Genomic DNA, 13,804 nt, shown 5'->3' on the forward strand with positions numbered 1-13,804 from the left:
TTGGAGGGACCTTCGTGACACGCAGGACAGTGCGGATCGCCATGAACGGCGTCACGGGGCGGATGGGCTACCGGCAGCACCTGGTGCGCTCGATCCTCGCGATCCGCGAGCAGGGCGGCCTGGACCTCGGCGGCGGCGAGGTCCTGTGGCCCGAGCCCGTCCTCGTCGGCCGCCGCGAGCACGCCCTGCGCGCCCTCGCCGAACGCCACGGCCTCACCGAGTGGACCACCGACCTCGACGCGGTCCTCGCCGACGAGCGCACCGACGTCTACTTCGACGCCCAGGTCACCTCCGCCCGCGTCGACGCACTCACCAAGGCCATCGCCGCCGGCAAGCACGTCTACACCGAGAAGCCCACCGCCACCGACACCGCCGGCGCCCTGGAGCTGGCCCGGCTGGCCCGGGCCGCGGGCATCAAGCACGGCGTCGTCCAGGACAAGATCTTCCTGCCGGGCCTGCTGAAGCTGAAGCGCCTCATCGACGGCGGCTTCTTCGGCGAGATCCTCTCCGTACGGGGGGAGTTCGGCTACTGGGTCTTCGAGGGCGACTGGCAGGAGGCCCAGCGTCCCTCCTGGAACTACCGCGCCGAGGACGGCGGCGGCATCGTCGTCGACATGTTCCCGCACTGGGAGTACGTGCTCCACGAGCTGTTCGGCCGCGTGACCTCGGTCTCCGCCCACGTCACCACCCACATCCCGCAGCGCTGGGACGAGGACGGCAAGCCGTACGCCGCCACCGCCGACGACGCCGCGTACGGCGTCTTCCAGCTGGAGGGCGGCGCCGTCGCCCAGATCAACTCCTCCTGGGCGGTACGCGTCCACCGCGACGAGCTCGTCGAGTTCCAGGTCGACGGCACGCACGGCTCGGCCGTCGCCGGACTGCGCGGCTGCCGCGTCCAGCACCGCTCCATGACCCCCAAGCCCGTCTGGAACCCGGACCTGCCGGTCACGCACTCCTTCCGCGACCAGTGGCAGGAGGTCCCGGACAACACCGAGTTCGACAACGGCTTCAAGGCCCAGTGGGAGCTGTTCCTGCGCCATGTCGCGCTCGACGAGCCGTACCACTGGGACCTGCTGGCGGGCGCGCGCGGCGTCCAGCTCGCCGAGCTGGGCCTGAAGTCCTCGGCGGAGGGCCGCCGCCACGACGTACCGGAGCTGTCGCTGTGACCATCCGACTGCCGCACGGCACGTACGAGCCGCGCACCGAGCCCGCCGCCTTCGGCGCACCGGGCGCCGCCCTGGCCTCCCGTACGGTCTTCTCCGCCGCGCACGTCGTGGCCGACCCGTTTGCGGACGTCTCGCCCGACTCCCCGGCGGCGGTCGACTGGGACGCCACGCTCGCCTTCCGCCGCCACCTGTGGTCGCACGGGCTCGGCGTCGCGGAGGCCATGGACACCGCGCAGCGGGGCATGGGCCTGGACTGGGCGGGGGCCGCCGAGCTGATCCGCCGCTCGGCGGCGGAGGCGAAGGCCGTGGGCGGCCGGATCGCGGCGGGCGTCGGCACGGACCAGCTGCCACCGGGTGCGCACGGCCTGGACCGGGTGACGGCGGCCTACGAGGAACAACTGGCCCTCGTCGAATCCACCGGCGCGCAGCCCATCCTCATGGCGTCCCGCGCCCTCGCGGCGGCCGCGACGAGCCCCGACGACTACCTGGCCGTCTACACCCACCTCCTGCGCCAGTCGGCCGAGCCCGTCATCCTCCACTGGCTGGGCCCGATGTTCGACCCGGCTCTGGAGGGCTACTGGGGCTCGGCGGACCTGGACACGGCGACCGACACCTTCCTGAAGATCATCGCCGAGCACCCGGACAAGGTCGACGGCGTCAAGGTGTCCCTGCTGGACGCGCGGCGCGAGGTCGACCTGCGCCGCCGCCTCCCGAGGGGCGTGCGCTGCTACACCGGCGACGACTTCCACTACCCCGAGCTGATCGCGGGCGACGACCAGGGCTTCAGCCACGCGCTGCTGGGCATCTTCGACCCGCTGGGCCCGCTCGCGGCCGAGGCGGTCCGCCGCCTCGACACCGGTGACACGGACGGCTTCCGCGCCCTCCTCGACCCGACGGTCCCGCTCTCCCGTCACCTCTTCCAGGCGCCGACCCGCTTCTACAAGACGGGCGTGGTGCTGCTGGCGTGGCTGGCCGGCCACCAGGACCACTTCACGATGGTCGGCGGCCTGCAGTCGGCGCGCTCGCTGCCGCACCTGGCGAAGGCGTACGAACTCGCCGACCGGCTCGGGCTGTTCCCGGACCCGGAACTGGCCGAATCCCGCATGAGGAGCCTGCTGACGGTGTACGGAGCCGACCGGTGAACCTTTCCCGCTTCAGCATCAACCAGATGACGGTCAAGCAACTCCCCCTCCCCGAGCTGACGGAGGCCTGCGTCCGCCTCGGCGTCCCCGGCGTCGGCCTCTGGCGCGAGCCGGTCGCCGCGTACGGCCTGGAGGCCACGGCCAAGCTCGTCCGGGACGCGGGCCTGACGGTCACCACCCTGTGCCGCGGCGGCTTCTTCACCACCGCGGCCGACCTCGACGACAACCGCGCCGCCGTCGACGAGGCGGCGACCCTCGGTACGGACACCCTGGTCCTGGTCTCCGGCGGCCTGCCCCCCGGCAGCAAGGACCTGCCCGCCGCCCGCGCCCTCATCGCGGACGCCCTCACCGAGCTCGCCCCGTACGCCGCCGAGCGCGGCGTCCGCCTGGCGATCGAGCCGCTGCACCCCATGTACGCGGCCGACCGCTGCGCCGTCTCCACCCTGGACCAGGCCCTCGACCTCGCGGAACGCTTCCCGGCCGAGCAGGTCGGCGTCGTCGTCGACACGTACCACGTCTGGTGGGACGACCGCGCCCCGGCGGCGGTCGCCCGCGCGGGCGCGCAGGGCCGCATCCACTCCTTCCAGCTCGCCGACTGGACCCTCCCCCTCCCGGCCGGCGTCCTCACCGGCCGCGGCCAGCTCGGCGACGGCACGATCGACCTCCGCACCTGGCGCGAACGCGTCGACGCGGCGGGCTACACCGGCCCCATCGAGGTCGAGCTCTTCAACGACGAGCTGTGGGCCCGCGACGGCCTGGAGGTCCTGGAGGAGACGGCCCGCCGGTACGTGGAACACGCGTTGTAGGGCGGCCGCTTGTGGAATCCGGCTTCCGGAAAAATTACCCCCCGCATTCGTGCAACCAACCGGCGGTGAGGGGAGTCGTACATGGCGTCAGGGCTTCCGGGGGGAATCTGGGGGGATTCGGGAGGCCTTGAGGGGCGGGGGAGCGCACAGGGGCCCGGTCATCGGACCGGGCCCCTCGAGTGCCCGCCGGCAGTCACGCGCGGGCGAGTCGTCCACAGGGGGAGTTTCCACAGCCCTGCCGCACTGTCCGACCTGCCCGGTAGCGTCGGGGCATGTCCAATCTGGCAGTCGTCGAAGGGGTCCTCGAGCGGATCACGTACGCCAACGAGGAGAGCGGCTACACCGTCGCGCGGGTCGACACCGGGCGCGGCAGTGGGGAGCTCCTCACGGTGGTCGGCTCGCTGCTCGGCGCGCAGCCGGGGGAGTCGCTGCGGATGGAGGGGCGGTGGGGGTCGCATCCGCAGTACGGCAGGCAGTTCACCGTGGAGAACTACACCACCGTGCTGCCCGCGACCGTGCAGGGCATCCGTCGGTACCTCGGGTCGGGGCTGATCAAGGGCATCGGGCCGCGCATCGCCGAGCGGATCGTCGACCACTTCGGGGTGGAGACGCTCGACGTCATCGAGCGGGAGCCGAAGCGGCTCGTCGAGGTGCCGGGGCTCGGGCCCAAGCGGACCAAGCTCATCGGGGCCGCGTGGGAGGAGCAGAAGGCCATCAAGGAGGTGATGGTCTTCCTCCAGGGGGTGGGCGTCTCCACCTCCATCGCGGTGCGGATCTACAAGAAGTACGAGGACGCCTCGATCTCGGTCGTGAAGAACCAGCCCTACCGGCTGGCCGCCGACGTGTGGGGCATCGGGTTCCTCACCGCCGACCGGATCGCGCAGGCCGTCGGCATACCGCACGACAGCCCGGAGCGCGTGAAGGCGGGGCTGCGGTACGCGCTGTCGCAGTCCAGCGACCAGGGGCACTGCTTCCTGCCCGAGGAGCAGCTGATCGCGGAGGCGGTGAAGCTGCTCCAGGTCGACACGGGCCTGGTCATCGAGTGCCTCGCCGAGCTCGTCGCGGACGAGGAGGAGGGCGGGGTCGTACGGGAGCGGGTGCCGGGGCCGGAGGGGGAGCCGCTGACCGCCGTCTACCTGGTGCCGTTCCACCGTGCCGAGGTCTCCCTCGCCGCCCAGCTGCTGCGGCTGCTGCGCACCGAGGAGGACCGGATGCCGGCCTTCCGGGACGTCGCCTGGGACAAGGCGCTGGCGTGGCTCGCGGACCGTACGGGGGCGGAGCTGGCGCCCGAGCAGGAGCAGGCCGTGCGCCTGGCCCTCACCGAGAAGGTGGCCGTGCTGACGGGCGGCCCCGGCTGCGGCAAGTCCTTCACGGTGCGGTCCATCGTGGAGCTGGCCCGGGCCAAGAAGGCCAAGGTCATCCTCGCCGCGCCGACCGGCCGCGCGGCCAAGCGGCTGGCGGAGCTGACCGGCGCCGAGGCGTCCACCGTGCACCGGCTCCTGGAGCTCAAGCCGGGCGGCGACGCGGCGTACGACCGCGACCGGCCGCTCGACGCCGACCTGGTCGTCGTCGACGAGGCCTCCATGCTGGACCTGCTGCTGGCCAACAAGCTGGTCAAGGCGGTCGCCCCCGGCGCCCACCTGCTGTTGGTGGGCGACGTGGACCAGCTGCCGAGCGTCGGGGCGGGCGAGGTGCTGAGCGACCTGCTGGCCCCGGGCAGCCCCGTCCCCGCCGTACGGCTGACGAGGATCTTCCGGCAGGCCCAGCAGTCCGGCGTCGTCACCAACGCCCACCGCATCAACTCCGGTCAGCAGCCCCTCACTTCGGGGCTCCCCGACTTCTTCCTCTTCGTCGCGGAGGAGACGGAGGAGGCCGGCCGCCTCGCGGTGGACGTCGCGGCCCGCCGCGTACCGATGAGATTCGGCCTTGATCCCCGCCGGGACGTCCAGGTCCTCGCGCCCATGCACCGCGGCCCGGCCGGCGCGGGCACCCTCAACGGGCTGTTGCAACAGGCGATCACCCCCGCCCGCCCCGATCTGCCCGAGAAGAGGTTCGGCGGCCGGGTCTTCCGCGTCGGCGACAAAGTCACCCAGATTCGCAACAATTACGAAAAGGGAGCGAACGGAGTCTTCAACGGCACGGTCGGCGTGGTCACGTCCCTGAACGTGGACGACCAGCGCCTGACGGTACTGACGGACGAGGACGAGGAGGTGCCGTACGACTTCGACGAGCTCGACGAGCTGGCACACGCGTACGCCGTCACGATCCACCGCTCCCAGGGCAGCGAGTACCCGGCCGTGGTGATCCCGGTGACCACGGGAGCGTGGATGATGCTCCAGCGCAACCTGCTCTACACCGCCGTCACGCGCGCCAAGAAGCTCGTCGTCCTCGTCGGCTCGCGCAAGGCGATCGCCCAGGCCGTCCGCACCGTCTCCGCCGGCCGGCGCTTTACCTCACTGCGCCACCGCCTGACAGGTGAGGTGCGGGTGGGAAACATCACCCAGGGGCCCCCGGGAGATCGCAGGACTTTCCTAACCGGGGCGAAGAGGGCAGGATGAGCAGGTTGACGGCACTGAGTGCCGCCAATTGGCCGAATGGTCGACCCCGAGTGCACTCTGCTGAGCCAAGTGGGGGATGGTAGAGACAGTCAGGGCACCTCGAAGAAGAGGCACTACGTCGGTGAGGGATGACGTGAGCGACAACTCTGTAGTACTGCGGTACGCGGACGGTGAGTACACCTACCCGGTGGTCGAGAGCACCGTCGGTGACAAGGGCTTCGACATCGGGAAGCTCCGAGCCCAGACCGGTCTGGTGACCCTGGACAGTGGTTACGGCAACACCGCCGCCTATAAATCCGCGATCACCTACCTCGACGGCGAGCAGGGCATCCTGCGGTACCGCGGCTACCCCATCGAGCAGCTGGCCGAGCGCTCCACCTTCCTCGAGGTGGCGTACCTGCTGATCAACGGCGAGCTGCCGAAGGTCGACGAGCTGGCGGCCTTCCGTAACGAGATCACGCAGCACACGCTGCTGCACGAGGACGTCAAGCGGTTCTTCGACGGGTTCCCGCGCGACGCCCATCCGATGGCGATGCTGTCCTCCGTCGTCAGCGCGCTGTCCACCTTCTACCAGGACAGCCACAACCCCTTCGACGAGAAGCAGCGCCACCTGTCCACGATCCGGCTGCTGGCCAAGCTGCCGACGATCGCGGCGTACGCGTACAAGAAGTCGATCGGTCACCCCTTCGTCTACCCCCGCAACGACCTCTCGTACGTCGAGAACTTCCTGCGCATGACCTTCTCGGTCCCCGCGCAGGAGTACGAGCTCGACCCGGTCGTGGTCTCCGCGCTGGACAAGCTGCTGATCCTGCACGCGGACCACGAGCAGAACTGCTCCACGTCCACCGTGCGCCTGGTCGGCTCCTCGCAGGCGAACATGTTCGCCTCGATCTCCGCCGGCATCTCGGCCCTGTGGGGCCCGCTGCACGGTGGCGCCAACCAGTCGGTGCTGGAGATGCTCCAGGGCATCCAGGCCACCGGCGGCGACGTCGACTCCTTCATCCGCAAGGTGAAGAACAAGGAGGACGGCGTCCGCCTGATGGGCTTCGGCCACCGCGTCTACAAGAACTTCGACCCGCGCGCGAAGATCATCAAGGCGGCGGCGCACGACGTCCTGTCGGCCCTCGGCAAGTCCGACGAGCTGCTCGACATCGCGCTGAAGCTGGAGGAGCACGCGCTCGCCGACGAGTACTTCGTCTCGCGCAACCTCTACCCCAACGTCGACTTCTACACGGGTCTGATCTACCGGGCGATGGGCTTCCCGACCGAGATGTTCACGGTCCTCTTCGCCCTGGGCCGACTGCCGGGCTGGATCGCCCAGTGGCACGAGATGATCAAGGAGCCGGGCTCCCGCATCGGCCGCCCGCGCCAGATCTACACGGGCGAGGTCCTGCGCGACTTCGTGCCGGTCGAGGCCCGCTGAGCCTCGCTTCCCCCTCGGGAAGTTCCCCTCGGGAAGTTCCCCACGGAAAGTTCCCCACGGGGGAAGCAAAAGCGCCCCGCCGCCGATCCCCCCACGGGTCGGCGAGCGGGGCGCTTCCTTACCCCGGAGCGGATTCCCCCCACGGGATCCGGCCGGGCGTCTGCCGGGTTCAGCAGAAGCTCGCGTGTGCGATCTGCCGGGGTACGTACGTACGGGAGGGCCGCTCAAAGCTCCCCGGTGCACGTGCCCCGGCCAACGCTTGCCTGGGACGTCCCCCAAGACATCCCATGAACGTCCCCCAAGACGTTCGTGGCATCGCCCATTTAGACTCGCGAGCCGTCCAAATGGTTACCCCCAAATATCTGTGATCTAGGTCTCTTTGTGAAGGTCTTGTGTGTCACGTGAAGGCAAACTCACGTAAACGATCGCAGACGAAGGCTGTTAGTCACCACGAAAACGGATGAAAAAGCCATGGCGAGCCCCGCGATCATGGGGCTGAGGAGCCCGGCGGCCGCCAGCGGCAGCGCGGCGACGTTGTAGCCGAAGGCCCAGAAGAGGTTTCCCTTGATCGTGGCGAGGGTGCGCCGCGCGAGGCGGATGGCGTCCGCCGCGACCCGTAGGTCCCCGCGTACGAGGGTGAGGTCGCCCGCCTCGATGGCCGCGTCCGTGCCGGTGCCCATCGCCAGCCCCAGGTCGGCCTGGGCGAGGGCGGCCGCGTCGTTCACGCCGTCGCCGACCATCGCCACCGAGCGGCCCTCGGCCTGGAGGCGCTTGACGACGTCCACCTTCTCCTCGGGCAGCACCTCGGCGTACACCTCGTCGATGCCGACCTCGGCCGCCACCCGCTCGGCGACGGCCCTGTTGTCGCCGGTGAGCAGGACCGGCGTGAGGCCGAGGGCGCGCAGCCGCCGCACCGCCTCCGGGCTCGTCTCCTTGACGGCGTCGGCGACGGCGAGGCTGCCGCGCACCCGGCCGTCCCAGGCGACGTGGACCAGGGTGGCGCCGTCGTCGGAGGCAACCGGCGCGCTCTCCGCGCCGTCCAGCAGGGCCGCGCGGCCGACCACGACCTTGTGGCCGTCGACGACACCCCGTACGCCGAGCCCCGGGACGTTCTCGAAGCTCTCGGGCGACGGCAGCTCGCCCTCGCCCAGGCGCTCGGCGGCGCCGGTCGCGATCGCGCGGGCGACCGGGTGCTCGGAGGCGTGCTCCAGCGCGCCCGCGAGGCGCAGCAGCTCGCGCTCGTCCGTGCCCTCGGCGGCGTACACACCCTGGAGGGTCATGCGGCCGGTGGTGACCGTTCCGGTCTTGTCCAGGACGACGGTGTCGACGCGGCGCGTGGACTCCAGTACCTCCGGGCCCTTGATGAGGATGCCGAGCTGGGCGCCGCGCCCGGTGCCGACCATGAGCGCGGTCGGCGTGGCGAGGCCCAGCGCGCACGGGCAGGCGATGATCAGGACGGCGACGGCCGCGGTGAAGGACGCGGTCGCGTCACCGGTCACCGCCAGCCAGGTCAGCAGCGTACCGAGCGAGATCAGCAGCACGACGGGCACGAAGACGGCGGAGATCCGGTCCGCGAGCCGCTGCACCCGCGCCTTGCCGGTCTGCGCCTCCTCGACCAGCCGTGCCATCCGGGCGAGCTGCGTGTCGGCGCCCACGCGGGTGGCCTCGACGACGAGGCGGCCGGAGGTGTTGAGCGTGGCCCCGGTGACGGGGTCGCCGACGGTGACGTCGACGGGGACGGACTCGCCGGTGAGCAGCGACACGTCGACCGCCGAGGCGCCCTCGACGACCGTCCCGTCGGTGGCGATCTTCTCCCCGGGGCGGACCGCGAAGCGGTCGCCGGGCCGCAGGTCGCCGATGGGGATCCGCACCTCGCGGCCCCCGCGCAGGACGGCCACGTCCTTCGCGCCGAGGCGCATGAGCGCGCGGAGGGCCGCACCGGCGCTGCGCTTGGCGCGGGCCTCCAGGTAGCGGCCGAGGAGGATGAAGACGGTGACCCCGGCGGCGACCTCCAGGTAGATCGTCGACGCGCCGTCCCCGGGGGCGGGCGTGAGGTCGAAGCCGTGGCGCATGCCGGGTACGCCGGCGTGGCCGAGGAACAGCGCCCACAGGGACCAGCCGAAGGCCGCGAGGGTGCCGACCGAGACGAGCGTGTCCATCGTCGCGGCGCCGTGCCGGAGGTTGGTCCAGGCGGCTCGGTGGAACGGCAGGCCGCCCCAGACGACGACGGGCGCGGCGAGGGTGAGCGAGAGCCACTGCCAGTGATCGAACTGGAGCGAGGGCACCATCGCGAGCAGGACGACGGGCGCGGCGAGGAGGAGGGAGACGGCGAGCCGCTGCCGTAGCGCGTCGTGTTCGCTCTGTGTCCCGCCGGTGTCGCGCGTGTCCGGGGCGGTGGACTCCGGGGCGGTGGGCTCCGAGGCGGGAGGCGGCGGGGGCGGCGGAGCCGGCTCCTGCGCCGTGTAACCCGTCTTCACGACCGTGGCGATCAGGTCGGCGACCTCCACACCCTTCGGGTGGGTGACCGTCGCCTTCTCGGTCGCGTAGTTGACGGTCGCGGTGACGCCTTCCATGCGGTTGAGCTTCTTCTCCACGCGGGCCGCACAGGAGGCGCAGGTCATGCCACCGATGATCAGTTCGGTGGTGGAGGTCTCCGGTGCGGTGGTGGCGGTGCTGGTCATGGGCGTTTCCAGGAGCGGGACGGGGCCGGGCCGACCGTCGTCACGGTACGGCCCGGCCGTGGGAGCCGTGGGAGCCTTTCGGTGGGCTCTCGCTCAGGCCTGGCCGACGAGCTCGTAGCCCGCCTCGTCGACGGCCGCGCGTACCGCGTCCTCGTCCAGCGCGGCCTCGGACACCACGGTAACGCGGCCCGTGGCGGCGACGGCCGTGACGGAGGTGACGCCCGGGATCTCGGAGATCTCGCCGGCGACGGCGCCCTCGCAGTGGCCGCACGTCATGCCCTTGACCTGGTAGACGGTGGTGACCGTGCCGGCGGCGGCCGGGGTGTCGGCGGCACCGTCGTGGCAGCCGCCCGAGGGCGAGCAGCAGGAACCGGAGGTGGCCTGGGGCAGTTCGGTCTTCGTCTCGGCGGTCATGGCGTACTCCTTTGGGGTCGGTCATGGTGCGCCAGGGGCCCACGGGGATGCCGTGGCTGCCTGACACTCATCACTCTATACCCCTAGGGGGTATGAATGCCAGGTGATCCGGCGGTCGTTTCCGAGACCCGGCGCGACGCCCCCCCCAATGCCCGCGGCCCCGCACCGGGGAGGGTGCGGGGCCACGGGCGGCACCAGGCCTCGGAATGGCGGGCGGTCAGCCCTTGCGCCCCCGGTTGCCCGGCCGGTTGGCGACCCAGACGCGGATGGTGTCCGCGTACCAGTAGGGCTTGCCGCCCTCGACGTGGTCGGGCTGGGGGAGCAGGCCGTGTTTGCGGTACGACCGGACGGTGTCCGGCTGTACCCGGATGTGTGCGGCGATCTCCTTGTAGGACCAGAGCCTTCTGTCCGTCATCTGTGGCACCTCCCTGCGGGCGCCGCGGCGGCGGCCCGGGAGGGCCGTCGGGGGAGCCGCGGCGGGACGCTGGCGATCACTGAGCCTGTGCCCGGACAACGACGCTCAGTGAACGGCGGGGAGCGGCTGTCGAAGGGCTGTGACGGAAGTCCCGCGTAGTGGAGACAAGTGTGACGAGGAAGAGACCCCTGTTACGCACGTAGCATCGACGCGCCCGGTCACCGGTCACGCGCCGCAGGAGCGGAGGAAGCGGCGCGTCCGCTCCGCGATGGGGTACGGCTTGTCGGGCGGGCACGGGTACATGTCCTGCTCGACGATGGCGAAGAGGTCGACGTCCAGCGCCTGGGCGGCGGCCAGCACCGGTTCGAGCGCGGGCACCCCGGACGGCGGCTCGCACATCACGCCGCGCGCCACGGCCGGGCCGAAGGGGGTCCCCTCGGCGACGACCTGAGCCAGGACCGTGGGGTCCACCTGCTTGAGGTGGAGGTAGCCGATCCGCTCCCCGTAGGTCTCGATCAGCTTGACGCTGTCGCCGCCGCAGTACGCGTAGTGCCCGGTGTCCAGGCAGAGGGCGACCAGGCCGGGGTCGGTGGCGTCGAGGAAACGGGTGACGTTCTCCTCGGTGTCGATGTGCGTGTCGGCGTGCGGATGGACGACGATCCGCAGCCCGAAGCGGTCCTGCGCCTCCAGGCCCAGACGCTCCGTCAGGCGGGTCAGGTTCCGCCACTGCTCCGGCGTCAGCGTCCGGTCCTCCAGCACCCGGCCGGTCTTGTCGTCCCGCCAGAAGGACGGGATGACGACGAGGTGGTCGGCGCCCATGGCCCGGGCGAGGGCGGCGTTGTCGGCGACGTGGGCCCAGGTCTTCTCCCAGACGGCCTCGCCGTGGTGCAGGCCGGTGAAGACCGTGCCGGCCGACACCTTGAGGCCCCGGCGCGCGGTCTCCTCGGTGAGTCGCGCCGGATCGGTGGGGAGATAGCCGTACGGGCCCAGCTCGATCCACTCGTAACCGGCTGCGGCCACCTCGTCCAGGAAGCGTTCCCAGGGGACCTGCCGGGGATCGTCGGCGAACCACACGCCCCACGAGTCGGGGGCGGAGCCGATCCGGATGCGGGACAGCGGCGGTGGTGACAGCGGCGGCGACGACTGCGGCGGCGGCGACTGCGGTGACTGCGGCGTCATGGGGGCCAGCTTGGAGGTGGCCGGAAGCGAGCGTCAAGAGATAGTCCGAATGTAAGGACAAAATGTTGACAGGTGTTCCGAGGGGGACTAGACCTGAGCGCGGTGCCGATGTGAAGGGGCCGATGTGAAGGGGGCATGGATGGCGACCGATCCGTACGACCTGATCACCATGGGGCGCATCGGGGTGGACCTCTACCCGCTGCGAACGGGCGTGCCCCTCGCCCAGGTGGACGCCTTCGGCAAGTTCCTCGGCGGCTCCGCCGCCAACGTCGCCGTCGCCGCCGCCCGGCTCGGCCGCCGCACCGCGCTGATCAGCCGCACGGGCGCCGACCCGTTCGGCGACTACCTCCACCAGGAGCTGCGGGCGTTCGACGTCGACGACCGCTGGGTGACGCCCGTCGAGGCGTACCCGACGCCGCTCACCTTCTGCGAGATCTTCCCGCCCGACCACTTCCCGCTCTACTTCTACCGGTACCCCAAGGCCCCCGACCTGGAGATCCACCCGCACGAGCTGGACCTGGCCGCCCTCGCCGCCGCCCGCGTCTTCTGGATCACCGGCACCGGCCTGTCCGCCGAGCCCAGCCGCACGGCCACCCTCGCCGCCCTCGCACACCGGGCCAAGCGCGGCACCACCGTCTTCGACCTCGACTGGCGGCCGATGTTCTGGGCCGACGCCGACAGCGCCCGCCCGCACTACCGCGAGGCCCTCCGGTACGCCACCGTCGCCGTCGGCAACCTCGACGAGTGCGAGATCGCCACCGGCGAGCGCGAGCCGTACGCCGCCGCCCGCGCGCTGCTCGACGCGGGTGTCCGCCTCGCCGTCGTCAAGCAGGGCCCCAAGGGGGTCCTCGCCATGGCCGCCGACGGCGAGACCGCCGACGTACCGCCGGTCCCGGTCGAGGTCGTCAACGGGCTGGGGGCGGGGGACGCGTTCGGCGGGGCGCTGTGCCACGGGCTGCTCGCCGGCTGGGACCTGGAGCGGACGGTCCGGTACGCCAACGCCGCCGGCGCCCTCGTCGCCTCCCGCCTCGCGTGCTCCTCCGCGATGCCGTTCCCCGAGGAGGTCGAGCAGGCGCTCGGGAGCGGCGGCACGCCGTGAGCGTCGACCTCGCGCACCTCGTCGCGGTCCGCACCCGCCACCCCGAAGCCGTCGCCGAGGCCGCCGCCCGCCGCCGGCGCAGGCCCCTCCTCCGCGCCCCCGCCACCGGGCGCGAGCGCCCCGACCGTCACGGTCGCCTCATGATCGTCGCCGCCGACCACCCCGCCCGCGGCGCCCTCGCCGTCGGCGACCGCCCGCTCGCCATGGCCAACCGCCTCGACCTCCTCGAACGCCTCTGCCTCGCCCTCTCCCGCCCCGGCGTCGACGGCGTCCTCGCCACCGCCGACATCCTCGACGACCTGCTCCTCCTCGGCGCCCTCGAAGAGAAGGTCGTCATGGGCTCCATGAACCGCGGCGGCCTCGCCGGCGCCGCCTTCGAGCTCGACGACCGCTTCACCGGCCCCCGCCCCGAGGACCTCGCGCGCCTCCGCTTCGACGCCGGGAAACTGCTGCTGCGCATCGACCCCGGCGACCCCGGCTCCCTGACCACCCTCCACTCCGCCGCCCGCGCCATCGACGCCATGGCCGCGTACCGGCTGCCCGTCTTCGTCGAGCCGTTCCTCTGCCGCCGCGACCCGGACGGCCGCCTGCGCAACGACCTCGGCGCCGACGCCGTGACCACGGCCATCGCCATAGCCTCCGGTCTCGCCGGCACCTCCGCGTACACCTGGCTCAAGGTGCCCGTGACCGACGACCCGGACGCCATGGCACGCGTGATGGAGACCTCCACCCTGCCCGCCGTGCTGCTCGGCGGAGAGGTCGGCCGCGACCAGGACGCCACGTACGAGAAGTGGCGCAAAGCCCTCCACCTGCCCACCGTCCAGGGCCTGGTGGTGGGACGCTCACTGCTCTACCCGCCCGACGACGATGTGGCGGCGGCCGTCGACACGGCCGTGGGCCTGCTCTGAGACGACGACATCG

At 71.8% G+C, this 13,804-nt stretch carries 11 protein-coding genes; 7 read left to right on the forward strand and 4 right to left on the reverse strand.

What is annotated here, in order from left to right; genetic code table 11:
• Window positions 1–14: 14 nt before the first annotated feature.
• From ACIRNI_RS13550 to ACIRNI_RS13570, 5 genes are all read left to right on the forward strand, one after another.
• On the forward strand, window positions 15–1,166 hold the full coding sequence (locus tag ACIRNI_RS13550; RefSeq protein WP_403551175.1) for a Gfo/Idh/MocA family protein: 1,152 nt from the start codon (window positions 15–17) through the stop codon (window positions 1,164–1,166).
• Window positions 1,163–2,308, forward strand: a complete 1,146-nt coding sequence (locus tag ACIRNI_RS13555; RefSeq protein ID WP_403551177.1) for a dihydrodipicolinate synthase family protein — start codon at window positions 1,163–1,165, stop codon at window positions 2,306–2,308. Before ACIRNI_RS13550 ends, ACIRNI_RS13555 begins: the two co-directional genes overlap by 4 nt.
• Before the next feature lie 26 nt (window positions 2,309–2,334).
• On the forward strand, window positions 2,335–3,114 hold the full coding sequence (locus ACIRNI_RS13560; protein WP_403551609.1) for a sugar phosphate isomerase/epimerase family protein: 780 nt from the start codon (window positions 2,335–2,337) through the stop codon (window positions 3,112–3,114).
• A 272-nt stretch (window positions 3,115–3,386) separates the two neighbouring features.
• A complete protein-coding gene (locus ACIRNI_RS13565) occupies window positions 3,387–5,672 on the forward strand; it encodes an ATP-dependent RecD-like DNA helicase (protein WP_403551178.1) in 2,286 nt (761 codons plus the stop codon).
• 133 nt (window positions 5,673–5,805) lie between these two features.
• A complete protein-coding gene (locus ACIRNI_RS13570; protein WP_355360765.1) occupies window positions 5,806–7,095 on the forward strand; it encodes a citrate synthase in 1,290 nt (429 codons plus the stop codon).
• A 413-nt stretch (window positions 7,096–7,508) separates the two neighbouring features.
• Here ACIRNI_RS13570 and ACIRNI_RS13575 read toward each other — a convergent pair whose 3' ends face one another.
• The 4 genes from ACIRNI_RS13575 to ACIRNI_RS13590 all read right to left on the reverse strand — a co-directional run bounded on the left by ACIRNI_RS13575 (window position 7,509) and on the right by ACIRNI_RS13590 (window position 11,784).
• Window positions 7,509–9,776: a heavy metal translocating P-type ATPase gene (locus tag ACIRNI_RS13575; protein ID WP_403551181.1), complete on the reverse strand. Its 2,268-nt coding sequence runs from the start codon at window positions 9,774–9,776 to the stop codon at window positions 7,509–7,511.
• A 93-nt stretch (window positions 9,777–9,869) separates the two neighbouring features.
• The gene (locus ACIRNI_RS13580; RefSeq protein WP_403551183.1) at window positions 9,870–10,190 is read right to left on the reverse strand and encodes a heavy-metal-associated domain-containing protein; all 321 of its coding nucleotides are present in this window, start codon (window positions 10,188–10,190) and stop codon (window positions 9,870–9,872) included.
• A 217-nt stretch (window positions 10,191–10,407) separates the two neighbouring features.
• Entirely contained in the window at window positions 10,408–10,605 is a 198-nt protein-coding gene (locus ACIRNI_RS13585; RefSeq protein ID WP_355360774.1) for a MerR family transcriptional regulator, read from the reverse strand.
• 225 nt (window positions 10,606–10,830) lie between these two features.
• Window positions 10,831–11,784 (reverse strand): sugar phosphate isomerase/epimerase family protein, encoded by a 954-nt coding sequence (locus ACIRNI_RS13590; protein WP_403551185.1) that lies wholly within the window; start codon window positions 11,782–11,784, stop codon window positions 10,831–10,833.
• A gap of 139 nt (window positions 11,785–11,923) precedes the next feature.
• On the opposite strand from ACIRNI_RS13590, the gene iolC reads away from it, so the two are divergent.
• A complete protein-coding gene (gene iolC, locus ACIRNI_RS13595) occupies window positions 11,924–12,883 on the forward strand; it encodes a 5-dehydro-2-deoxygluconokinase (protein WP_403551187.1) in 960 nt (319 codons plus the stop codon).
• A complete protein-coding gene (locus tag ACIRNI_RS13600) occupies window positions 12,880–13,791 on the forward strand; it encodes a deoxyribose-phosphate aldolase (protein WP_403551189.1) in 912 nt (303 codons plus the stop codon). Before iolC ends, ACIRNI_RS13600 begins: the two co-directional genes overlap by 4 nt.
• Window positions 13,792–13,804 lie beyond the last annotated feature (13 nt).

It is taken from the genome of Streptomyces sp. NPDC093546, from assembly GCF_044765045.1.
Classification (GTDB): Bacteria; Actinomycetota; Actinomycetes; order Streptomycetales; family Streptomycetaceae; genus Streptomyces.

Coding starts and splice junctions, on each gene's coding strand:
- ACIRNI_RS13560 (WP_403551609.1), top strand. CDS start 2,335: ATGACGGTCAAGCAACTCCCCCTCCCCGAGCTGACGGAGGCCTGCGTC.
- ACIRNI_RS13565 (WP_403551178.1), top strand. CDS start 3,387: ATGTCCAATCTGGCAGTCGTCGAAGGGGTCCTCGAGCGGATCACGTAC.
- ACIRNI_RS13575 (WP_403551181.1), bottom strand. CDS start 9,776: ATGACCAGCACCGCCACCACCGCACCGGAGACCTCCACCACCGAACTG.
- ACIRNI_RS13580 (WP_403551183.1), bottom strand. CDS start 10,190: ATGACCGCCGAGACGAAGACCGAACTGCCCCAGGCCACCTCCGGTTCC.
- ACIRNI_RS13585 (WP_355360774.1), bottom strand. CDS start 10,605: ATGACGGACAGAAGGCTCTGGTCCTACAAGGAGATCGCCGCACACATC.
- ACIRNI_RS13590 (WP_403551185.1), bottom strand. CDS start 11,784: ATGACGCCGCAGTCACCGCAGTCGCCGCCGCCGCAGTCGTCGCCGCCG.
- iolC (WP_403551187.1), top strand. CDS start 11,924: ATGGCGACCGATCCGTACGACCTGATCACCATGGGGCGCATCGGGGTG.